At 41.0% G+C, this 20653-nt stretch carries 26 protein-coding genes; 18 read left to right on the top strand and 8 right to left on the bottom strand.

The window, feature by feature from the left end:
- The 7 genes from ACN9MR_RS12915 (at position 1) to ACN9MR_RS12885 (ending at position 5482) form a co-directional block, all read left to right on the top strand.
- Positions 1-1956, top strand: a complete 1956-nt coding sequence (locus ACN9MR_RS12915) for a type IV secretory system conjugative DNA transfer family protein (protein WP_426330076.1) — start codon at positions 1-3, stop codon at positions 1954-1956.
- Positions 1957-1960: 4 nt separating this feature from the next.
- A complete protein-coding gene (locus tag ACN9MR_RS12910) occupies positions 1961-2512 on the top strand; it encodes a M23 family metallopeptidase (RefSeq protein WP_426330075.1) in 552 nt (183 codons plus the stop codon).
- The gene (locus ACN9MR_RS12905) at positions 2509-3318 is read left to right on the top strand and encodes a DUF4099 domain-containing protein (RefSeq protein ID WP_426330074.1); all 810 of its coding nucleotides are present in this window, start codon (positions 2509-2511) and stop codon (positions 3316-3318) included. The genes ACN9MR_RS12910 and ACN9MR_RS12905 overlap by 4 nt, the downstream gene beginning before the upstream one ends.
- Complete coding sequence (locus tag ACN9MR_RS12900) at positions 3319-3924, top strand: hypothetical protein (protein ID WP_426330073.1); 606 nt, start codon at positions 3319-3321, stop codon at positions 3922-3924. It begins immediately after the preceding gene.
- Between the two features lie 61 nt (positions 3925-3985).
- A complete protein-coding gene (locus ACN9MR_RS12895) occupies positions 3986-4780 on the top strand; it encodes a hypothetical protein (RefSeq protein ID WP_426330072.1) in 795 nt (264 codons plus the stop codon).
- An 88-nt stretch (positions 4781-4868) separates the two neighbouring features.
- Entirely contained in the window at positions 4869-5150 is a 282-nt protein-coding gene (locus ACN9MR_RS12890) for a helix-turn-helix domain-containing protein (protein ID WP_426330071.1), read from the top strand.
- Between the two features lie 5 nt (positions 5151-5155).
- Positions 5156-5482, top strand: a complete 327-nt coding sequence (locus ACN9MR_RS12885; RefSeq protein ID WP_426330070.1) for a hypothetical protein — start codon at positions 5156-5158, stop codon at positions 5480-5482.
- 133 nt (positions 5483-5615) lie between these two features.
- Here the strand turns inward: ACN9MR_RS12885 and ACN9MR_RS12880 are convergent, their stop codons facing one another.
- From ACN9MR_RS12880 to ACN9MR_RS12865, 4 genes are read right to left on the bottom strand one after another with little or no spacing between them, the layout of a single operon-like run.
- Complete coding sequence (locus ACN9MR_RS12880) at positions 5616-6446, bottom strand: hypothetical protein (RefSeq protein ID WP_426330069.1); 831 nt, start codon at positions 6444-6446, stop codon at positions 5616-5618.
- 1 nt (position 6447) lies between these two features.
- Positions 6448-6759 carry a hypothetical protein gene (locus ACN9MR_RS12875; RefSeq protein ID WP_426330068.1) on the bottom strand — a complete coding sequence of 104 codons (312 nt, stop codon included), beginning with the start codon at positions 6757-6759 and terminating at the stop codon, positions 6448-6450.
- A 12-nt stretch (positions 6760-6771) separates the two neighbouring features.
- The gene (locus tag ACN9MR_RS12870) at positions 6772-8205 is read right to left on the bottom strand and encodes a hypothetical protein (protein ID WP_426330067.1); all 1434 of its coding nucleotides are present in this window, start codon (positions 8203-8205) and stop codon (positions 6772-6774) included.
- Positions 8189-8512 (bottom strand): hypothetical protein, encoded by a 324-nt coding sequence (locus ACN9MR_RS12865; protein ID WP_426330066.1) that lies wholly within the window; start codon positions 8510-8512, stop codon positions 8189-8191. Before ACN9MR_RS12865 ends, ACN9MR_RS12870 begins: the two co-directional genes overlap by 17 nt.
- 361 nt (positions 8513-8873) lie before the next feature.
- On the opposite strand from ACN9MR_RS12865, the gene ACN9MR_RS12860 reads away from it, so the two are divergent.
- The 9 genes from ACN9MR_RS12860 to ACN9MR_RS12820 all read left to right on the top strand — a co-directional run bounded on the left by ACN9MR_RS12860 (position 8874) and on the right by ACN9MR_RS12820 (position 15813).
- A complete protein-coding gene (locus tag ACN9MR_RS12860) occupies positions 8874-9281 on the top strand; it encodes a single-stranded DNA-binding protein (RefSeq protein WP_426330065.1) in 408 nt (135 codons plus the stop codon).
- Between the two features lie 36 nt (positions 9282-9317).
- Positions 9318-10403, top strand: a complete 1086-nt coding sequence (locus tag ACN9MR_RS12855) for a DUF932 domain-containing protein (protein ID WP_426330064.1) — start codon at positions 9318-9320, stop codon at positions 10401-10403.
- 45 nt (positions 10404-10448) lie between these two features.
- Positions 10449-10667, top strand: a complete 219-nt coding sequence (locus ACN9MR_RS12850; protein WP_426330063.1) for a hypothetical protein — start codon at positions 10449-10451, stop codon at positions 10665-10667.
- Positions 10664-11215, top strand: coding sequence for a PRTRC system protein E (locus ACN9MR_RS12845; RefSeq protein ID WP_426330062.1), 552 nt, complete (start codon positions 10664-10666; stop codon positions 11213-11215). The genes ACN9MR_RS12850 and ACN9MR_RS12845 overlap by 4 nt, the downstream gene beginning before the upstream one ends.
- A 17-nt stretch (positions 11216-11232) precedes the next feature.
- On the top strand, positions 11233-11451 hold the full coding sequence (locus tag ACN9MR_RS12840; protein WP_426330061.1) for a PRTRC system protein C: 219 nt from the start codon (positions 11233-11235) through the stop codon (positions 11449-11451).
- A 19-nt stretch (positions 11452-11470) separates the two neighbouring features.
- Complete coding sequence (locus ACN9MR_RS12835) at positions 11471-12610, top strand: hypothetical protein (RefSeq protein ID WP_426330060.1); 1140 nt, start codon at positions 11471-11473, stop codon at positions 12608-12610.
- Positions 12594-13304, top strand: coding sequence for a PRTRC system protein B (locus tag ACN9MR_RS12830; RefSeq protein WP_426330059.1), 711 nt, complete (start codon positions 12594-12596; stop codon positions 13302-13304). The genes ACN9MR_RS12835 and ACN9MR_RS12830 overlap by 17 nt, the downstream gene beginning before the upstream one ends.
- On the top strand, positions 13304-14107 hold the full coding sequence (locus ACN9MR_RS12825) for a PRTRC system ThiF family protein (RefSeq protein ID WP_426330058.1): 804 nt from the start codon (positions 13304-13306) through the stop codon (positions 14105-14107). Before ACN9MR_RS12830 ends, ACN9MR_RS12825 begins: the two co-directional genes overlap by 1 nt.
- Positions 14108-14742: 635 nt before the next feature.
- On the top strand, positions 14743-15813 hold the full coding sequence (locus tag ACN9MR_RS12820) for a hypothetical protein (protein ID WP_426330057.1): 1071 nt from the start codon (positions 14743-14745) through the stop codon (positions 15811-15813).
- A gap of 134 nt (positions 15814-15947) precedes the next feature.
- On the opposite strand, the gene ACN9MR_RS12815 is transcribed toward ACN9MR_RS12820, so the two are convergent.
- Positions 15948-16976 (bottom strand): AraC family transcriptional regulator ligand-binding domain-containing protein, encoded by a 1029-nt coding sequence (locus tag ACN9MR_RS12815; protein WP_426330056.1) that lies wholly within the window; start codon positions 16974-16976, stop codon positions 15948-15950.
- Positions 16977-17123: 147 nt separating this feature from the next.
- On the opposite strand from ACN9MR_RS12815, the gene ACN9MR_RS12810 reads away from it, so the two are divergent.
- Together ACN9MR_RS12810 and ACN9MR_RS12805 are read left to right on the top strand one after the other, a co-directional pair.
- Positions 17124-17522, top strand: coding sequence for a nuclear transport factor 2 family protein (locus ACN9MR_RS12810; RefSeq protein WP_426330055.1), 399 nt, complete (start codon positions 17124-17126; stop codon positions 17520-17522).
- A 74-nt stretch (positions 17523-17596) separates the two neighbouring features.
- The gene (locus ACN9MR_RS12805) at positions 17597-18010 is read left to right on the top strand and encodes a nuclear transport factor 2 family protein (protein ID WP_426330054.1); all 414 of its coding nucleotides are present in this window, start codon (positions 17597-17599) and stop codon (positions 18008-18010) included.
- Positions 18011-18094: 84 nt separating this feature from the next.
- On the opposite strand, the gene ACN9MR_RS12800 is transcribed toward ACN9MR_RS12805, so the two are convergent.
- The 3 genes from ACN9MR_RS12800 to ACN9MR_RS12790 form a co-directional block, all read right to left on the bottom strand.
- Positions 18095-18277 carry a hypothetical protein gene (locus ACN9MR_RS12800; protein ID WP_426330053.1) on the bottom strand — a complete coding sequence of 61 codons (183 nt, stop codon included), beginning with the start codon at positions 18275-18277 and terminating at the stop codon, positions 18095-18097.
- 186 nt (positions 18278-18463) lie between these two features.
- The gene (locus ACN9MR_RS12795) at positions 18464-19006 is read right to left on the bottom strand and encodes an ORF6N domain-containing protein (protein ID WP_426330052.1); all 543 of its coding nucleotides are present in this window, start codon (positions 19004-19006) and stop codon (positions 18464-18466) included.
- 67 nt (positions 19007-19073) lie between these two features.
- Positions 19074-20261, bottom strand: a complete 1188-nt coding sequence (locus ACN9MR_RS12790) for a site-specific integrase (protein WP_426330051.1) — start codon at positions 20259-20261, stop codon at positions 19074-19076.
- Between the last annotated feature and the right edge of the window lie 392 nt (positions 20262-20653).

The raw sequence follows: 20653 nt of genomic DNA, 5'->3' as shown, positions 1-20653 counted from the left end.
ATGGAAGAGTCAAAAGAGCTTCAAAAGCTTCACAGCTTTCTCCAATGCCTGGTTTATTTTTGCATTTTTTTAGAGATCACGGTCTTTGTCTATATTGATGCGCCGTTCTGGGGACTTTTCTCCACTGGACTCTACAGGATAAAGTTGCTTCCGATCTATACTGAGCTTATTTATAGCAAGCTCTTCGTATTACTGTTGATCTGCCTGGTGAGCATTGGGACCCTATCAAAAAAGCAACCTGATTTTGATATAAAAAGTAAAATCCTATATCCGCTCTGTACTGGTATAATGATCTATTTTGGAAGTGTTTATTTCTACGGAAAGCCTTCTGCTCTGGCATTTGCTTATACACAGGGCAATGATCTGGTATATATAGTCTGTTCATTTATCGGTGCGGTAATGATCAGTGTTTCCATGGATAACGTATCAAAAATCATCCGTTCAGGTCTGGGTAAAGATAAATGGAATGTTGAGGGCGAAAGTTTTATGCAGCCCACAGTTAAGGTAGAGACACCGTTTTCCGTAAATATACCAATGCTTTTCTATAATGGAAAAAAGGTACGAAAGGGCTGGATCAATCTGAACGTTTTTCGCGCGACAATGGTAATCGGTACGCCGGGATCAGGGAAATCATTTTCTATCGTAAATCCCTTTATCCGGCAGATGATCGCCAAGTCCTTTGCGGTATGTCTGTATGATTTCAAATATCCTGACCTTGGAAAAATCGCTTATTACCACTTTTTGCTCGCAAAGAAAAAAGGGCTACTGGAGGGATTTACCTTTCATGTGATCAATCTGAACAATGTTGAAAAGAGCAGAAGGATAAATCCACTTCGGGCCGACTATATTCTCACCCTGGCAGATGCCTCCGAAACTGCCGAAGCAACAGTTGAGGCATTAAAAAAGGGGGATAAAGCCAGCGGAAGTGATGCTTTCTTTACGCAGTCCGCCATTAATTTTCTGGCATCCTGTATTTATTTCTTGAGCAGGTATGAAGGTGGAAAGTTCTCAAGCCTGCCACATGTGATGGCTTTTTTGAATAGGTCTTATGCAGAGATATTTGCTGTGCTCTTTACCGATCCCGAGCTGATTTCATTGCTTTCGCCATTTAAGTCTGCATTTGCTGCCAAGGCATTTGATCAGCTGGAAGGGCAGATCGGGACGCTCAAGATTTTTATGAGCCGCATGGCTACAAAAGAAAGCTTTTGGGTGTTTTCGGGCGATGATTTTGACCTGAAGATCTCTAACCCTAAATCCCCTGGGATGTTAGTGCTGGCGAACGATCCCAATACCCAGAACATCAATTCTGCATGTTATTCTGTGGTACTTAACCGCCTGACAAGACTGATCAATTCTAAGGGCAACCTTCCTTCAGCGCTGCTCATTGATGAAGTACCTACACTCTTTGTGCATCGGATAGAAAACCTGATTGCAACAGCAAGGTCCAACAGGGTCGCGGTATTGGTTGGACTTCAGGAACTTCCGCAGTTCAAGCAACAGTACGGAAAAGATACTGCATTTACAATTACCTCTGTCATAGGAAATGTACTTTCCGGGGCAGTCAGAAACAAGGAAACCCTGGACTGGTTAGAACGGATCCTTGGAAAGTCTAAACAGCAGGGAGAAAGCCTTTCGATCGATAGGAGCAAGGTTTCAGTTTCGTTAAGTGAAAAACTTGAAGTCTTGGTCCCCGCAGGCAAGATAGCTTCTTTAGCTTCAGGGGAACTGGTCGGGGTAATTGCTGCAGATACACAGAGCAGGTATTCTGGTAAGTACGAAACATCCGCCATCAATTGCAGGGTAAACCTGGACATGAATGAAATCAAAAATGAGGAAAAAGCTTATGTTGACCTGCCAGTCTACTATGATTTTGGAGATAATAAAGAAGAAATACTGCGTGTCAACTTTATGCGCATTATCAGGGAAATCGAGGTTATGGTTTCCAGTTTTGCTTAACCTTTTGGTAATTGCTTTCTCGGGTAAAGCACAGTCCATTGATGGATTATCGTTATCCCTACCGCTACACAGGTTCAAAATAACTTCCGGTTTTGGTTATAGGATGCATCCAGTAACCGGGGTTAAGAATAGCTTTCATAGCGGGATAGACCTCAGGGCAAAATCTGATACTGTATTTTCTATTCTACAGGGAAGGGTTGTCAAGATTTCCAGCGATCCAGTTATCGGCGGCTATATAGTGGTCAGTCATGGTGAATTTACCAGTATTTATGGACACCTTTCAAAATCAATGGTCAGTGTGGGTGAGATAGTTATTTCCGGTACCTCCCTTGGAATCTCGGGATCTAGCGGACGGGTAACAGGAGAACACCTCCACTTTGGATTAAAGTTCAAAGGATATTTTGTAAACCCCCTTAAGTTACTCTATCTCTTTACTACCATAAAGAACCATAAACTGTTTCTCCTTTTGCTTGATTCTTCTGAAGTCAGTTCACCTGATACGCCAATTCTAATCAAAGAAAAAACTCTATTAACTACTAAAACAGAAATACAATGAATATACCAATATTAAATGAAAAGGATCTTCCGCTAGAGCAGCTCAGGGAGATTGGTCTTGTTAAAGGAGAAGATATATTGATCCAGAGCAAAGATATCCATGCACTTCTTTCGGGAAGCAGGACCAATCTGATCAAACTTCATGATATCTCGCGCAGTGGGATTGAGATCAAAGAAATGGAAGTCAAACTTTCTCTGGTCAGAGGGGTATCGGGTAAACCGGAACTATTGGTGCATCCGGTATACAAACAATCGCTCAACCCACCCTACATCACCCAAGCAGAAGCCGATGAACTTATTACCGGTCAAAAATCAAATGTTCTTAAGGAAGTCGACTGGGGTGGTGAAAAGAAATCACTACTGGTGGAATACGACTGGGATACAAGGGAATTTGTGGTAACCGACATGCTGAAGGTCAGGGCACCCGAACAGGTAAACGGGATAACATTAAGCCCTTACCAAAAAGAACGTTACCGTGAAGGAAGACAGATTGAACTGGATGACGGGACTTTGATTCAGGCCAGTAGCACATGCGCTGAAGGCCTACGTTCAAACAGGCTTTCACTGATCATTTCGATACTGATGGATGGAGGTATATCATATGTCCTGTTTAACGGGGTCAAGGCACTTATCGGAAATAAAGGACTGATGGCACAAACAAATGAGAAAAATGACGGTTATAAACAAGCTTTTAAGGATTATGAAAAACAGCAGTTATCTAGGCTTGGTGACAAGACATTCGACGAACATCTGACTGCAGCCTCCGCCCATAACAGGGGATATACTCGGTCCGGACTTTCAAGATAAATGAGTTTTTCTGCAATGATCACAGCGAAAAAGATCTGTGAAAGCTTTGAAATGCCATTCAAGGCAGGTAATTCAGGTCAACTGATATTTGGCTATAACACAGGGCAATGCGAACATTTTGGCGTGGGGTTTCATCTGGTGCCCACCATGGCTGGTTTTTGGATAAGCAAGTGGGTGGATCTTAATCTGATAAAAGAAATCTTTGTTTGCAATAGCGTCATGGAGGTTGTAGCATTTCTACATTTTAATGCCCACCGCTACAATAGACATGACGAACTGCTGTTTCTTGCTATTGCTCCGATGTATAATTACCCGGTAGGATTATTTTGCCAAAAGCATAATTTAAGGTTGAACCTGCTTTTTGGGACCGAGCTTATCGATGTACTGCGCGCTATTAAGTTCTGTCTCGATTTCAAGGGTATTGGAGTGTGTTTTTATCATGACGGCGAAATGGTTACCGCTATTGTTGCAGGACGTATCTTTTCAATTCACCAAAAAGGGATCTCCTTGCGGAAATTTTTCACACTATTGGGTATCCGGCCTTTTTTTAGGCAGCATGTCCCAAAATCCAAAATTTCTTTTTTACACGATTTTTTAAATCAGTGAACCGGTACCGTCCATTGGATATGCCGGTTCTTTTCTATTAATCAAAATTAATCCAGTTATTATGAACGAAAACAATTTGGAGTATCTTCAGAACAATCTGAAGTACCTTGGGTTTGGTGAATCACTACACCCAAAATTAAGAGAAGCCATTGAAAAAGAGCTTCCGGAATTCAAGCTACAGATGGAAATCCAGATGCCCCCAGTCAATTCGAAGGACAAACCTGAGCTTGCTGATGCCATGCGTTACGAACTCGATTTTTCAAAGAGTAAGGATACAGACATGTATTTTTTTAATAAATATGTTGCAACACTCCAGACTGCGGGACAGCCCGATTCGATAGATCAGACCTTCTACATCAACAAAGGAAAAGGTGTGACTGTAAAAGAGAGTTACAACCTGCTTTCGGGACGTGCAGTGAATAAAGATGTTATACTTAAAAGTGGAGAAAAGGCCAATATGTGGCTAAAGCTAGACCTCATGGACCGTGATCCGGAAAAAGGTTTTATCGTTAAAAATTACGGGGAAAATTACGGTTTCAACCTGGCTTCAACTGTTGACAGGTTTGTGCTTCCTGGTATCGATAAGCCCGGGTTCAAAGACCAATTGATGAAAAGTCTTGAAAGGGGTAACTTGCATGAGATCGGTTTTTCAAAAGATGGTAAAGAGATGAAAGGATTTGTAGCCGCCAATCCGCAGTTTAAAACCCTTGATTTTTATGATCTTAATCTTGCTTCGGTTTATAGCAAAGCAGTTGATGTAAAAGAGGTTTTTACTAAAGCCTTGGCCCCTGATGAAAAAAAAGAAGCGTTTGTAGAGGAAGTTTCGAGTGTAGAAAAAAAGGGCAGAACCAGATAGTTTAAATTACAGATCAATATGCTGAGACAGGGGACTTTGGTCCCCTGTTTTGTTTTGCCCAAATTTTCGTAAAAAATTAAGATAAATTATGAACATAGAAATATTGACAAAAGAAGATCTGGCGAACTTCGGGACGCTTCTGTTAGAAGAAATCAAAAAGATAGTTGCCATAGAAGAGCCAGTTAAAAAGAAGTTTTTGAAAGGGTATGAGGTGAGGAAGGTATTAGGCGTATCACAGGGGACTTTACAGAACCTAAGATTAAATGGAACACTTCCATATTCAAAAATTGGAAGTATCTATTACTATAATGCCAAAATAGTGGAAAATTTAATGAATGGTAATACCCAAGTCCTTGGGGCCGAACGCTAACGATCATGAAACCAAAAAAACTAAGGATCAATAAAAATCTGAATTTAGTGTTCTCGGTAATCAATTCTGACAAGCGGATCACTACGACTGATATTGCTTTAATTTATGCGCTGATTATTTATTATGTGAAGGGCAGATCAGGTGATTATTTTCAGGTATCACGTAGGGGACTAATGGAAATAAGTAAAATTTCTTCAACACGTACATATCATAAAAGTATCAACAACTTAATAAACTTTGGATACATAAAATATGTACCGTCATATCATCCAAAATTAGGAAGTAAAGTCTCTTTGTTAATGGTCTTATCTAAGGGTGCCCACTTAGAATAAACAGGATGGCGTCCATCTAACATAGATGATTAGACTATGGTGTTGACTACTAATGAAAGCGTGAAATTTATCTCAGCAGCCCTGCCCGGGATTGGGAAGGGCTTGTACTCATATGCTAAAAATCCAATAACACTTATTTTTTTAAATTTTCTGAGGCTTTTGCAACCTGTAGAAAACATTTTCTGAGAATAGTTCTTCGGATATAGTTTCCCCTGATTGTGTCGGCCCGTTCTGCCCTGATATATAGGTTTGAACGTGGGGAATATTTCATATTGATCGAGGTATTCAGACTACTGTCAATAAATACAACTTTTCCTGTACAGGTGCCATCATTTATGCCAAAAGCATTTCTGGTAACTTTTTTGCCATTGATAACCGTATCTGTTTCGATATTGATCAGAACCATTGAATTTTTGCGGGAGGTAATATATAGGCCGATCGTTTTCTTTTCAGGGAAAACATGGTACATTACCTCAAGGGTATCGCTTTTCTTTTTGCCAGGATCTTTTTTTGCAAAAACTTTTTCTACACTGGGCATGGAAAACTGTATGATCAGCCCGATACAGTAAGATGAGATACCAAAAAAACAGAGCCTCATCGCCAATTTAAAATGGGTCGTGAATTTTTCAATTATGTCCTCATAAGCTTTTTGTTCCGATGCCTGGTTTCCAGTAAGTACCGTGGTTTTCTCTGGAAAAGAAGCCTTTGCCGATTCCCAATATGAAAAGATCAGTATGGCAAAAGATGCCCCCATAAATAATAAGGCAAATACGTTCCAATCTTCCTTTTTCCCCCATATCACACTTGCAAAGGTTATTGTAGAATATATCCCGAATACCCAGCCGATCAGCTTTTGGAGCCTGTCGCAAGCATCCTTTGCGCGGTCCGTTGATGTATATATCCTTTCAGCAGTCAGGTTTGACCAGAAGTTTACATCGGTTTTGTTTTGCTCTCCTATTCCCATGCTAAGGACAGTTTACGGAATATTGATTGACATGGCCCTTCGCGCAGCGCAGGGTAAAGATCTTTAGCGATGCGGTGGCCGTCCGTCCTTCATTTGATCTAACAAAATTCTGATAGTGCACCTCGGCATCCAAGAGCCCAAGTTTATTTTTGATCATGCCATCAATTTTGATGATACGGTCAAGCATGCGTTTTGATCCTCCACCAGAACTGTTCTGAAGGTTAAATTTTTCTGTGAAAAGTATTGTCGTCGGTCCACAGGGATCTGGAAGCAGGGCGGGACAGCCCGCCTCCATACAGTTGATGAATGCCATAATGTTATATTTTTAATAAATATTTAGTTTTAAACCATCTAAACTTGACTTGTTGAGCGTGGCCCCAGCCGGCAGCACCAGGACATGCCCAGATGTTCCAAGCGTTTTAGATTCGGGAATAGTCGTGTAGGATGCCTTTAACCATGCAATAAAATTTCTTGCCTCGGTCGCAGAATTGAAGATTATTTTTCCGCTTGACCCCACAGTAGGAAGTGAAATCTCAAGTGGCAGCTCGCCACCTTTAACAGGTATTGATATCGTCCACATTTTTGGTTTTAAGATGTTGGCGGGAATTAGGTTTACCTTATCTTCTGTGAAACCGTTTCCACTTATCAATGATACGACATCATCTGATTCAGAGATCGTTCTGTCTCCGTCTTTAACCCATCTGTATTCTCCGTTAAATTTAAGATCTGCCTCCACATCTTTGATCAGGCCGGGGTAGATCAAAATAAAATCCTTGATTTTTAATTTGTCTGCTGGGTTTGCCTTGCCGGCAATATCCAAAAGATCAGTAAAGGAGATTATCCGCTCGGTATTTGGTGATTCTTTGATTTCAAAAACAATGTCTGCAATGATATTCCCTGAAAGGTCAATACCAAGGCCGCCATTCTGGAACAGGTTCAGGTCATTTTTGGATATAGATGCCTGAAGTCCCACAATCCGTTGGCGGAGCATTACTTCCTCTGCAAAAGTCCTTGAACCGGTGCCTGTAGCTGTCAACCCTAGGCTTCCGGTTGTTGTACTGGAAAGGCCATTGGTGCTTCCATTTACGGAGGTATTGGAAAATGTATTTGTTCCTGTACTTCCTGTCCCTTCATTTTTAAAGGCATTGCCATCTGCATCCACTAGTGTCCTGTTCGTACTTCCCCCATTGGTGAGTACAGAAGAAAAGCCTGAACCTGCGTTTCCCGTAAGACTTGCTGAGGCAGTGTTACTGTAGTTGAGTTTTCCAAACTCCAGGGTCTGGTATTCGGTCATCAGCCGGTTACAACTAAGGAGCTTGGTGCCTTCAGGCAGTGAAAGTGTCACATCTATCATGTTGATGCGGTCCGCTGGATGGTGTTTGAGTTTTTTGACCGAAATGACAATCCTTTTCTGAAACCTGGTTAAATCAAGCACATCTATCCCTCCGGTAGACTTTGGGCTTAAGCTGCTCGAAAGGGCAGAAACAAACTTGGCGTTGTCGGTTTCTTTGATACCAATTTGTTTGATAAGTTCTGCCTGGGCTTCAGCGTTAAGGTCAAAAATCGATTTGGGTTTAGCCTGTTCCACTGCATCCCCGGTTACCGCATACCCACTTACCTTAATTAAGGAATCCATTTTGCCGCTAGTTGCATATTTGATTGATTTATATCTTCTGGTCAGTTTCCCCGTCGAATTACATGCGCCGAGCAGACCTATGGCAACAATGGCCAATAGGGTATTTCTAATGTTGTTTCCCATGATGTCCCCCCTTTTTTTCCAATAGCTTGATCAGCTTTTTGGAAGGTTTACTGGCAAACAGAGACATCAGTTGAGCGGTCTGTGCCGATAGTTCATAAATCTTTGCTGGGTTATCCAGCTGTGTGTCGGTTTCCGTAACAGTGACATCCTGTATAAAAGTGTCACCCGGTGACTTGAATATCGTTGAATTGATCCCAGCCGTAAAATACCTGTTGGCAAGAAGGGCTGAAAGTGAACCCGCTGTCTGGACAGCGGTCCATTGTGGATCGTTGACATGTGATGTCAGTACGGTGATGAATTTTGCCATGAGAGTTTGTTTAAGATGGTTTTATCTGTTTGATAGTCAATTTAATAGCTGTTGCTTTAAAGTTAAGTGTTTTTTTTGTTAACAACCTGTGTGTTTGTGATGTAATTGAAAAATACCTGTTTTTAAGTACTGGGAAACATACATTATTCCAACGAAACGGGTAAAAAGGCCGTGAATTTCTGGCGCTACGCGCACTGCGAGCGCATAATGTTCCGGCATTGCCGGAACACCCTCTGGGATTTATAGCTCTCCGTTTACTATGCACCAGTATTTCCGGACTTTCTTTTTTCCCGTTTTTTCTTTTGGAAAAATTTTTAGGGAAATGGAAAGGAAAAAAATGTAAAACTTAAATTTTTTAATCATGGAAATTACAGGAAGACTAACAGCCGACGCGGTTGTAAGAACAGTAAGCGGAGAACGGAAAGTAACAGGCTTTTCAATTGCAATCAATGACATCTATCGTACTGGGGGTGAGCTGAAAAAGATCACCACATTTATCGACTGTTCCTATTGGCTTAACACAGGGATTGCCGAATATCTTAAAAAAGGGGGATGGGTCCAGCTTTATGGGCGCATCGGTGTAAATGCATATATGAGTGGATCGGGAGAGGCCAAGGCATCGCTTACTTTTCACACCTCTGAAATCAAACTTTTGGGAAGTGCATCACGCAGAGAGAACAGTTCCGCTGTTGCCGAACCTATGCAGAGCGAAAAACCGAAGGAAACCGTAAACAGATTCGAGGGCATTGATGATGACCTGCCATTTTAATTATTAGCCGATACATTCATTTTAGACAATTTCGTCATGGCACATAACCTTAATTATAACGAGAGAACACAAAAACACAGCTTTTTTTCTGTAAGCGAAAAAGCATGGCACGGATTGGGTACAATAGTAGAAGCCTATCCCACTTCTGCCGAAGCCCTAAAGTTTGCAGGGCTTGATTATTCGGTTGAAAAAAGACCGCTTTTCACAATGGATGCGCTTAACATGCGCCTCCAAAATGATCCCGATCCAGATGCGGTAATCTTTGGGAGATCCCCACAGATTCCAGTTCCAAACTATTTTGCAACCGTAAGGACAGATAACGAGGCCGTACTCGGTGTCGTTGGCAGGGATTACAGCGTGGTGCAGAACATCGAAGCATTTGAGTTTTTCGATAGCATTGTTGGCGGTGGAGAGGGCATCCTCTATGAAACCGCAGGCGCATTGGGCAAAGGGGAGCGCATTTTTATTACGGCAAAACTCCCTTCCTATATTAAAGTAGGAAGGGATGACCTGATCGAGCAATACCTTTTTCTGACCACCTCACATGATGGCTTTGGTAGCATCACAGCAGCATTTACGCCCATACGCATCGTGTGTAACAATACGCTGAATGCTGCCCTTAAAAATTCTACAAATTCCATCCGCATCCGCCATTCCTCGGGCGCTGGGGAAAGGCTCAAAACAGCGCATGCATTAATGGGCATTTCGGGAAGGATAGGGGACGAAATGGAACAGGTCTTTAATCATTGGGCTACCGTGCGTATCTCCGATGAAGAAGTAAAGAAACTTATTCAGATCGCAATGGCTCCAAACCGCGAGGTATTGGCCAAACTGAAAAATGGTGCACTTGATGAAGCATCAAGTGCGTATAAAAATATCGTGGATGATGTTTACAGCTATGCTATGGTAAATCCCTCGCAGATGCTTGATACCACAAAAGGAACATTGTTCGGTGCATATAATGCCGTAACGGGCTACTATCAGAACATACGCAGATTCAAAGATGGTGAATCAAAATTCAGATCCATTTTGGAGGGAACAGCCAAACAGCGCGGACAGTCCGCCTTTGACCTGTGTCTTGAGCTTGGCAAAAACGGTAACATTTCTTTTCAACTTAACTGATCTACTTAGGGGCGCAGCTGCGCCCCTGCTTAAAATTAAATCACCATGAGCAAATTAACAGATAAAACAGAGTACGGGGCGCTTTTTCAGATCGCACAGGCCCTGCACTTTTTTGAGAATCTTTCAGATATGAGCGTATCTGCAGGGGATGCCGTCCGTATCCGCCACGCCGAGAACATTATCAAAGATGTGATCACACAGAACGGATATGAATTTGTGCATTCCAATGACAGGGAAATATATTTAACCAAGGACAGACCATGAGAACCAATTTTTTTCAGGCCATACAGCGTTTGCAGGGAGTAGGGGCGTGGGTATTCAATATTTCATTTGCAGAAGAAAATGAAATGGTCGTTTCGGTACTGCTAAAACCCGAAACAAACGGAGAGATCAAAAGCAAATTGCCCCCGATGGTTTTTAAAGGGACAGCACAGGAACTGGATGAGGGTATCCTAGAAGGTCTTACCGTTCCGATATCCGAAACAAAATCGCTTTTCACTAACATCTCTGCCTATAACAAAGGTCTTGAAGATGCAAGGGCAAAGATTGTGGAAAGACCCAAGCCCGTTAAAGCCACTGCGCCAAAGGTTGCAGGAGAAACGACTTTGCAGGAGAAAGAGGAACAGACTATCGAGGATAGACCAACTTTCGAGGACATTATCAGAGAGATCGGTAAACTCAACAGCAGCTGTAAATATGCCGAAGCGATAGCGATGTTGCCCAAGGAGGCGGACTATCCCGATAAAAAGGCTGAGATCGGGAAACTTGCAAGGGAACTCGAATGGAAGAAAAACCAACTCACTTTATTGTAACCATAAAAATAGATACTATGTTGACAGCAGATATATTACCACGGGTTTTTGTCTTTATCGAAAAGACAAGGGAAATAAGGCTTTCCGATCCCTCAAACAGTTTCAGTCCCCAACAGGTAATGAACTTTTATTCGGGGACTTACCCGATCCTCACTACAGCGATGATCGAAGGCCCCGAGATCAAAGGGGACGAAATCCAGTATAGGTTTATTACCACGCTCGGAACAAAGGGATAACAATGAAAAAGAAAGCAAAATGTATCAAGATTACACCAAATTCGCAGCAGTCGAAGCTGCACCGTACGCTAGGCCGCTTCATGGAAAGCTTGAACTACGCGCCCGATCTACCAGAGATAAGGAACAGCCAGAGAAGCCCTGCACCGATGGCCTTAACGGAAATGGTTTTTTAAACCACCGTTTTTTACCGCTCGTGGAGGGCTATCCCGAAGAAATAAAAACACATGCAGAAGTAGAAAGGGAATTTTTCCTTTCTGCATCGCATCTCTGCAGTCTTTACCGGATTCGCTTGGACGGTTGTCCCGATTGGCCATATCCCAAAAATATTGGGATGGCAATAGAGGAGATAGGTGAAAAAATCGCTGTGGACGATAAAGATATCAAAGTGATCGTAGTAGTAGGAGATGACCACAGCGCCTGTCTCGCCACCGTAAAGACTTTTGATACAAAGTCAACACTATATTATCTCCCTGTTGAGCCTTTGTACCGACTTTTAAAGAACGATAAGGAAAAAAGTACAGCAGAACTGTTACTTTCCGTGGTTGCCTATTTCTATCAGATCGGCGGAATCCCATATCACGGAGAGAACAGCAGTTACCTATACTATATTTATGGTGGTATTTCCGAACGGAGCATTGATGAAGATTGTTTCGCGGACAGGCAGGAGCAGCAATATGTTATAGACCATATCACCTTTATGGAAAATGCAGGGATGTGGCTTCTTAAAGAGATTAAAAATCCTAAAAATTTAAAACTGTTTGGAAAAAGACTGAAAACGTTCAAGCCTTCCACAGAAGCAGAGAAAAACCTTTTGGCCATTTCGCAAAGGGTGGCAAAACTCATAAAAGCCAATCCCAACCGCTCTATCATGGAGAGTATCCATGATAGTCTAGATGGAGCAGATGGGGACAGGGTATATGCAGAACAATACCTTTCTTTTATATGGAGTTTTGATGACTGTCTCTATGATGAGGTGATGGAGGTTGTAAATTGTGAATTACAGGAATATAATCAGATCGATGAACCCCTGACGATGCAATTTTTTGCATCACCACAAGAGGCGGTTTCACATGACCATAGCTTTGAGACCGAATTTTTTGATCTTTTGAATGATCTATCCGATAACCTAACCGATTTTGCACATGAAAAATATAACTGATCTTTTTGCCAAAACCTATACGCCCTATAAAGCATTACTTTTTTACCGCTCATATGAAAATGATATTTTTTATGTAGAAAGCTATGATATGGATGCGTTGGGAAAACCGATCAATGCCCATCCGCTATCGGTAAAGGAGTGCGGAAAACTTGCAGAAAATTTAACTATTTCGGATGAGCGAAACCGAACATTCTTACAGCCCGAAGGGTTTCTGCCCCAAAACGTACTTTATCTAAATACTGGACGTAACGGTTCTGCCGTTTGGTTTACCCCAAAGATGAAACGCCACCTCTGCTTTAAAGGCAGCCTTTCTATTGCTGATGGGGAAGCCTTTTTGCCACCGTTATTATGGAAGGCATCCAAGAATCGTCTTTCTGTATGGGCATTGGGCGAAGAGGAAAGACCGTGCCTTTCATCAGTTATATATTTTGCACCATTTTTTAATACCTACGATGATGGTCGGGTGTGTATGGGAAATGTAAAGATCGATATTCCCGATGGATGTGGCCTCGAAAAATTTATGGTAGAATGGGAGCGCTGCTATTTTGGGTCTGCCTTTAGCCATTTGTTGCAGGGCATTTCCCCAGTAAAGGGGAATATTGTTCAACTGTGGCAGAATCTCATCGGTTCGGGGAAATACTTCCCCAAAGGATTGCTCAAGAAATTCCCCAAAAAACTAAAGGAGATTATTTGATGAAAGAGACAAGAAAAAGGGTACATATTGTATACCCATACTTACTCAACCCCACCAATCCTATCTCGGTCAACCTCATAGGTGCAGGAGGAACGGGAAGTCAGATGCTGACCGCACTAGCACGGATCAATCAAGCGCTGAATGTACTTGGCCACGCGGGGCTACAGGTAAATGTTTTTGATGATGATGCCGTTCAGCAGTCAAACCTTGCGAGGCAGCTTTTTACAGAAAACGAGATCGGACTGAATAAGGGAGTAGCACTGATCAACCGTATCAACCGATTTTTCGGAACAAATTGGAAGGCTGTTCCCGAACGCTTTGAAAAATCAAAGGGAGGAAAGATAGTCCAAAACAGGACAGCCAATATTACCGTTTCCTGTGTAGATACCGTAGCGGCAAGAATGGACATTGATAGGGTCTTGAGAATAGAGCAGGGGAAAACCATGAATCGGGACAGCAATATTTATCTTTTGGATTTTGGGAACAGCAAAGATTCGGGACAGGTTGTACTGTCTACAGTCGGGAGGGGCGAACAGCCAAAATCTACAAAATTTGAAACAGTGGGTATTCTTCCCTCTCTAGTGGAAGAATATCAAAAGCTATTAAATGAATCGGAAATTCAAGATCAAACACCAAGCTGTTCACTAGCGGAAGCACTCGACAGACAGGGGCTTTTTGTAAATTCTGCACTTGCAAATTTGGGCGCATCCCTGTTATGGACTATGCTGCGGGAGGGTATAATTCAATATCGGGGATTCTTTCTCAATCTAAGGGATTTCCGTACGCAGCCTATCTCGGTGTAGGCTCATTTTGTCAAAATCTTCTGGCGGCGGGCTCCGCCCGCCCGTTTTTCGGATGGGTCCGACCGTTCATATCCCTCAACAGATCCCCATCCGATCGAAAAGCCACTAATAACCGTGGGTTCGTTGACTGCTCCGTTATTTTTCATTTAGCACAGCTTTTGCAAATAACAAAGGAAGCCACTTGAAAGTTTCCATGCTTTTTTGCTGTTAGGTCGCGGTATTCCGCCCGACCACAGGGGCAGGTACGCTCGCCAGCTGTTTCGGTAAGATGTTCCAACCGCTCAACATTGAGCAACAATTTTAGATGGAATCTTGCTCTCTTATGTGCAGTTGTCTTATATCTGAATACCCCAAGATCCATAGAAGATTTTTTTGAAAGATAAGGAAACCTGTTGACCAAACAAGGTTTTTATAGTTTATCTAAACGAAATGGTCTTAAAAGTAATCCGGAATAAAAATTGGCGTTGACAATTGCTTTCGGCTAAACCTAAAGGCTTTTATCTGGAACAGGTTAAATGTAATCCTGATTCTTATCTTTAGCTATCAGCATTAACAAATGTCCTGACAGAGACTATCCTAAAATGAAATTAGATAAAAAGGGATAGGTGGGGTAAAGTTATCATAAGAAAAAAACAATGGGAAATAAAAAGTCACAGGTCGATATCGAGCTGGATGAAAAAGTAGTCCAGATGGATAAGGCAATTGCTGTACAGGAGGAAATCAAAGCGTCGTTTCAGTTCGTAGTTATCGGTATGCAGAATATAAAATCGCTGAACTCTACTGTTTCGAACAACCATGTTGTCCTTCAGTTACTTTCATCCGGTTTCGAACGGCTCATCAAAATATTGATACTGATTAAGGAAAAACACAAAAATGGAACCTTTCCCAGGCAGCAGTTCGGCGATAGGTTTTTTAAAGATAATGGGGGTGGTCATGGTATAGATCAAATGCTCACTATCTTGCTCGAATATGGCAACGGGATAGACGCCATGATGAAAAATACAGTTGTGGTAGAGGATCTCGAATATCTGGAAAAGGATAGGGACTTTCTTGAGCTGATCAGGATCCTGACAAAGTTTTCTATCAGCCAGCGCTATTTTTACATCGATACGCTTATCATGGAAAAAAGGAATACCAAAATGAATCCTTTTGAGGCATTCGGTGATTTTTTGTACAGCTTATTAAATGAGAGCGAGAATGGCTCCCTTTCCGAACAGGAAGCGGATGCCATTGTTTTCACTAGAGCTGTGTCCTGCATAGAGCGTGGATTAAGGGCGATCTCCAGATTTTTTATCTTCGGGTTCGAAGATCTTGGGAAAACATATTATGATGATTTTTCGGCTTTTATTTTATTAAAGGATGAAGATCTTGGGAAGATGAAATATGTCCAAAAACTGATAGTACCCAATGAAGGTTATGTTCCAATGAAAGCCCCTTCGTTAGCATATTTCAAGATTTTAGCCCTGTCGAGAAAAGCTGTACTAAAACCCGGAGCGGATTGGGACTGGCCTTTCATGATAAGTGAAGTTGCCGTATTCTCCGTTCAGGGAGGCTATTATCTGGTGAAGATCGGAGAGGAGCTGTTTGCCCTATCGACTTCGTGCAGTGAGCATTTTAAGATCCCTCCATATAACAAAAGCAAAAACTTTATACAGGGCAAAGCCGGATTCTTTTTGATGGAGGAGGCAAAAAAACTGAATGTTTAAAAAAAAATGTTCAAGCCCAGGGGACGATGATTCCCAATAATATCTAGCTGCCCCGGTTGGGATAGTATGAATGACGGTAGATGATGTGTAATCTCCGGTTTTGCCTTGTAAAAAAGTATTAGAAAAAAGTGAACTTACTTTGTTATCCACTGCTGGCCTCTAGATTTTTTTTGATATCTCGCGGGTGCCATTCCTGTCCACCTTTTGAAGGCCCGCATGAATGCGCTTAATTCATTATAACCGAGCATTGAGGATATTTCTTTTAACAGAAAAGAATTCTCTTTTAAATACATCAACGCGAGATTTTTACGGGCTTCATCAGTTAACTGTTGAAAGTTGATATCCTCTTCTCTTAGTTTTCGTTGTAGCGTACGCTTGCTCAGATTGAAGTTGCACGCAATATCTTCGAGGCTAATCATTTTCAGGTAGGAGTTTTCGCGGATGTAATTGTAGACACGTTCTTTTAATGATCGGTCAGCTATATTGTTACCTTGCCAGAGATCGGCCTCCACAAGCAACACTTTCTGATGTTCATGGTTCGATGTTATAATTCTCTCATCCCAGTAGATAATATCAAACGAAATTTGATTGCTTTTTGCATTTGGTTCCGGTCTGCAGCGAGGTACACGCTCATATTCATCGAGATCATCCAGTGATCTTGAAAAACTGACTGAACTAGGACGCAGTTTTTTAAATAACAGCCCGTCAAGTTCATGGATTACCAAAACCATCAATAGATCAACGATCTGTATGTCTATAATATTCTGGTGCCAATTAGGATTAACCGGTATGAACCTAATGGAAAAATAATGGTCATTCCGGATCAGTTTAAGCTCCACTGATGGGGTGATTAAATGCGATAAAGGAGCAGCATTGGTCAGCGCTTCACCCACTGTTTTGCTTGTTTTTATAATTTCTCCCACAATACCCAGTGCCTGTAACTGTAAGGATTCCCCGAAATGAAGACCGAACATGTCATCCTTACTCATAGCTAAAACATTTAGCCAGACATCATCGATCTGCTTAGAGGTTAAGGAAGCTTTTGAGCCCGTCAGTTCTTTTAATGTGAGGTTTGATAATCGGAGCAGTTTTTCTGCAGGAAGGTCTCTTTGAACTGCATAACCTATAAGTCCTGATATAAATGTTTTAGATGGGGCTTCCATGATAGATAAATGTTGAATGCTAAGGTATTAATATTACCGATGACTATAAAAAAAATGGCGTAAAATGGTAATTAAATGTCATCCAATGGTACTTAGTACCCCGCCTAAACCTGCGAACTTTGGATCAACAAATAAATACAGTATATTATGGAAAATCAACCAAAACAGGTAGTAACAGAATTTTTGACCTCGGTTAAGGTGCTCGATCTTGAAAAAATCGGCCAATTGTTGTCTTCCGGGGTAAACTGGTCCCAGCCTGGCAGCAACGAGATCTCAGGTCTGAAGAGTTCACAGCAGGAAGTATTCGGAATGGTAGGTAAGATGTTCGAGATTTCTGGTAACACATTGCAGTTGGATGCTTTTAATTCAATTAGTATAAACGGTAACCGGGTTGCGTGCCTGTTGCACTGGACGGCCGAGAAAACTTCAGGAGAAAAACTCGATGTTTACAATATAGATATTTATACTGTTGAGTATGGTAAAATCTGTAATGTAGAAATTTTTTCAGCTGACCAGGCACGGGAGGATGACTTCTGGACAAACTAAGTAAAATCAAATGCCGGACAGACTATCATAATCAGCCCTGTTAGGCATGTAATATTGTAACACCAAAAAAATATATGAAAGCATCTGAATCTAACAGTCCCATTGATGTAGTATTGAGATATTATTCTGCATTAGGTGAACGTAACATCCAAAAGATAATAAAATTGTTCCCAGAACAGCTTGATTGGTACGTTCCTGGTAACGAAACAATCGCTCCTTGGCTCGGGGTTAGAAAAAGCCGTGATCAGGTAAGAGAGTTTTTTGATTTATTGTGGCAAAGTACTGTGCCCATATCTGCAAAAATTGATCATATTGCTGTTGACAATACCGTGGTGATCACTTCGGGAAGTTTTGAAACACAAATGGTGAAAACAGCGAAAATTTATAAATCCATATTTTTCACTGAAATAACTATTGTTGACGAACTGATCGTAAAATACAGACTATTGGAAGATACATTCGGATTGGTAAATGCCCTGGGTAAATAGAGAAAACATTTTCCATCTGGTTGATAGGAATGTCTGCTCTAATAAAAGAATCAGTTAGGAACGACTGCTTGTGAAGTACTTAGCTTAACTCGCCTCACTATTTATACTATGATCATAACGGACCTTTTCATAGTTCGAAGCCAGCGCTCTAAGTTCACGTATTTCGGACATTTCTTCATAGGTGATGGTCTGACTGCCCTTGTTCATCAGCGTATTGATCCTGAGTAAAGTTTTTCTGTAATCTTCTACCGTTTTGATTGCGTCCATGATATTAAATTTAAGCTAAGTTAGCACATCAAGAAATAGGCTAAACTGAAAAATTGTAAACACCATGTGGATAATTTTTGTTAGGAACTGGTGCTAGGCTCCCCGATACATGGAGAAGTTAATAAAATAATAGATATTAATAAGTGAAAAGGAGACAGATGATTTATCCTGTCTCCTTTTCGTCATTTAAATTATGTCGGGCTTAAATCCTATTCTTTGCCTTGGCTGAGGTTCTTGAACTGTGGTGGTAGAAGTCAGTTCGTCGAGATATCTGAATAATATTTCTAAATTCTGATCGTGGTTGTCCAGTCTGTTTTTGATTCTTTCAATATCATCTTTTAACGATCTGTTCTCGGTTATTTGAAACCTGATTTTACTAAAAATTCTGATAATTTCAATATTTACCTGTATGGCCTTCTCACTATTGAGAATACTTGAAAGCATCGCTACACCTTGTTCAGTAAATGCAATTATTCCGTACTTCGAATGCATTCCACGTTTTAAGGTGCCAAATTGGCTCCTTAAAACTTTTAGTTCTTCAGCATTAAGTTCAAACATAAAGTCTTCTGGGAATCTGGAAGCATTCCTTCTAACCTGGCGTTTCAATTGCTTTGTCTCAACCTCATATAATGATGCCAGATCGCTGTCCAGCATCACCTTCGCGCCACGAAAATGAAATATTTTCTCTATAATATTTTCGGATGTTGGCATTTTATCAAGTGTTGTCATGTCTTATTTGATTATTGTATAACTATAGACTGTGTTTTTGGAGGCGGGCTTTTCAATTGTAAGTTTCTCACTTAAGACCGCCATATCTTTGCCGACTTTTATATCCAGAATTTTGGCATAGTGTTGTCCTGATGTCTTTATGGCCAAGCATTTTACTAACCGTTTCTATTGGTACTCCATTTTGAAGCGTGATTGTTGTTGCGAAGGTATGTCTGGCAATATGATAGGACAAAGTGAAATTAATCCCACATAAATCAGCGATTTCTTTTAGGTATGCATTCATTTTCTGGTTGGAACTCACCGGAAAAGCCTTATCTAAATCAGCGCACTGTGGATGGTTTTCATATTTTGACAACAAGACAATTGCTTTTGGAAGCAAGGGTACACGGGTAGGGGTGCCCGTTTTCTGCCTATTTGTAATAAGCCATGTTTCATTTTCGTTTCTGATAATGATTTCTGATCTTTTAAGCTTATAAATGTCTATATAAGCAAGCCCCGCGTAGCAGCTAAAAAGAAAAATATCCTTGACACGGTCCAGGCGTTCATTTCTGAATTGCCTATTTTCCAATAATAAAACGTGCTCTTTTGAAAGACATGGTTTTTCAAGAGCCTTTACTTTCACTTTAAAGTTTACGAACGGATCCTTATCTATCCAACCATTGGCCAAGCAGCGCTTAATTACTTTTTTAAGGTTTTTGATATATTTGACAGCCGAATTATTGTTACATTTTCTAGTAGTTCTAAGAAAAAAATCATAGTCCGTTAAGAATTCATGGTTAATTTTTCTGATATCAATATCTTGAACTTTGTACTTTTCCTTTAAAAATTGCACGATGTGTCTCAGCGTGGTCTGGTATCGGAGCAATGTCATTGGTGCAAACTCTATTCCAACTAATGCTTCCATTTCTTTATTGTGAGCTTCAAAAACCTCCTTCAGTTTTCTAATCCTGTGTTTTTTCCCAAGGAACTCATCCATAAGTGTTTGGGCAGTGAGTTCCTCATCCCTGATAAAAATCTGTCTGTGCGCCTCTTGGACTTTCAACTCTAGTTGATGGAGATAAAGGTTAAGTGTTTTTGCTTTTTCAGTGCGCCCTTTAAATTTACCATTGTCCCACTCTTCTTCCTTACATTGTTTGCCAGTGGCAGCTTCAGAACGTTTTTTGTCAACAGTTATCCTTAAATAAACTGATGTAATACCATTTTGGTCTGTGTTTCTTCTCTTTAGAAAGAAGATTAAACTGAAATTTCTTTTCATAAAAGTAATCTTAAAAGGTGAATAAAGTTAAGATTGCAGTTAAAAAAAATCAAGATGTGTACGATGTAAACTAGTTGAAAATCAATTCGTTAGCCGCTAAAAGGTGCCTCAGGTTTTAAGTTGTCCCGAGGCACCTCTTGAGGCACCTCACATATGCGTTATTTGGTCAAAAAAGCCACTAAATACCAAAAAACAAAAGCCCGCAAATCATTGATTTTCAGGCTTTTAGTGTTTTCTGGTGAATTCTGATACTGATTCCAGTGGAGCAAAAGGGAGTCGAACCTGGTAGTTTATTTATCTGTAAATAAGTTTTTTATGGATTCTTACTTTCTTTAGGGTGCCAAAAACGCACCATTATTTTTTAAGGGCAAAGTCTTAAAGTAAAAATATAA

The sequence above is a fragment of the Pedobacter sp. R-06 genome (genome assembly GCF_049913135.1).
Taxonomy (GTDB): Bacteria; Bacteroidota; Bacteroidia; order Sphingobacteriales; family Sphingobacteriaceae; genus Pedobacter.
The sequence above is the reverse complement of the archived record's forward strand: the minus strand, read 5'-3'. Positions and strand labels throughout refer to the sequence as shown.

Coding starts and splice junctions, on each gene's coding strand:
- ACN9MR_RS12915 (WP_426330076.1), top strand. CDS start 1: ATGGAAGAGTCAAAAGAGCTTCAAAAGCTTCACAGCTTTCTCCAATGC.
- ACN9MR_RS12905 (WP_426330074.1), top strand. CDS start 2,509: ATGAATATACCAATATTAAATGAAAAGGATCTTCCGCTAGAGCAGCTC.
- ACN9MR_RS12900 (WP_426330073.1), top strand. CDS start 3,319: ATGAGTTTTTCTGCAATGATCACAGCGAAAAAGATCTGTGAAAGCTTT.
- ACN9MR_RS12895 (WP_426330072.1), top strand. CDS start 3,986: ATGAACGAAAACAATTTGGAGTATCTTCAGAACAATCTGAAGTACCTT.
- ACN9MR_RS12890 (WP_426330071.1), top strand. CDS start 4,869: ATGAACATAGAAATATTGACAAAAGAAGATCTGGCGAACTTCGGGACG.
- ACN9MR_RS12885 (WP_426330070.1), top strand. CDS start 5,156: ATGAAACCAAAAAAACTAAGGATCAATAAAAATCTGAATTTAGTGTTC.
- ACN9MR_RS12880 (WP_426330069.1), bottom strand. CDS start 6,446: ATGGGAATAGGAGAGCAAAACAAAACCGATGTAAACTTCTGGTCAAAC.
- ACN9MR_RS12875 (WP_426330068.1), bottom strand. CDS start 6,759: ATGGCATTCATCAACTGTATGGAGGCGGGCTGTCCCGCCCTGCTTCCA.
- ACN9MR_RS12870 (WP_426330067.1), bottom strand. CDS start 8,205: ATGGGAAACAACATTAGAAATACCCTATTGGCCATTGTTGCCATAGGT.
- ACN9MR_RS12865 (WP_426330066.1), bottom strand. CDS start 8,512: ATGGCAAAATTCATCACCGTACTGACATCACATGTCAACGATCCACAA.
- ACN9MR_RS12860 (WP_426330065.1), top strand. CDS start 8,874: ATGGAAATTACAGGAAGACTAACAGCCGACGCGGTTGTAAGAACAGTA.
- ACN9MR_RS12855 (WP_426330064.1), top strand. CDS start 9,318: ATGGCACATAACCTTAATTATAACGAGAGAACACAAAAACACAGCTTT.
- ACN9MR_RS12850 (WP_426330063.1), top strand. CDS start 10,449: ATGAGCAAATTAACAGATAAAACAGAGTACGGGGCGCTTTTTCAGATC.
- ACN9MR_RS12845 (WP_426330062.1), top strand. CDS start 10,664: ATGAGAACCAATTTTTTTCAGGCCATACAGCGTTTGCAGGGAGTAGGG.
- ACN9MR_RS12840 (WP_426330061.1), top strand. CDS start 11,233: ATGTTGACAGCAGATATATTACCACGGGTTTTTGTCTTTATCGAAAAG.
- ACN9MR_RS12835 (WP_426330060.1), top strand. CDS start 11,471: ATGTATCAAGATTACACCAAATTCGCAGCAGTCGAAGCTGCACCGTAC.
- ACN9MR_RS12830 (WP_426330059.1), top strand. CDS start 12,594: ATGAAAAATATAACTGATCTTTTTGCCAAAACCTATACGCCCTATAAA.
- ACN9MR_RS12825 (WP_426330058.1), top strand. CDS start 13,304: ATGAAAGAGACAAGAAAAAGGGTACATATTGTATACCCATACTTACTC.
- ACN9MR_RS12820 (WP_426330057.1), top strand. CDS start 14,743: ATGGGAAATAAAAAGTCACAGGTCGATATCGAGCTGGATGAAAAAGTA.
- ACN9MR_RS12815 (WP_426330056.1), bottom strand. CDS start 16,976: ATGGAAGCCCCATCTAAAACATTTATATCAGGACTTATAGGTTATGCA.
- ACN9MR_RS12810 (WP_426330055.1), top strand. CDS start 17,124: ATGGAAAATCAACCAAAACAGGTAGTAACAGAATTTTTGACCTCGGTT.
- ACN9MR_RS12805 (WP_426330054.1), top strand. CDS start 17,597: ATGAAAGCATCTGAATCTAACAGTCCCATTGATGTAGTATTGAGATAT.
- ACN9MR_RS12800 (WP_426330053.1), bottom strand. CDS start 18,277: ATGGACGCAATCAAAACGGTAGAAGATTACAGAAAAACTTTACTCAGG.
- ACN9MR_RS12795 (WP_426330052.1), bottom strand. CDS start 19,006: ATGACAACACTTGATAAAATGCCAACATCCGAAAATATTATAGAGAAA.
- ACN9MR_RS12790 (WP_426330051.1), bottom strand. CDS start 20,261: ATGAAAAGAAATTTCAGTTTAATCTTCTTTCTAAAGAGAAGAAACACA.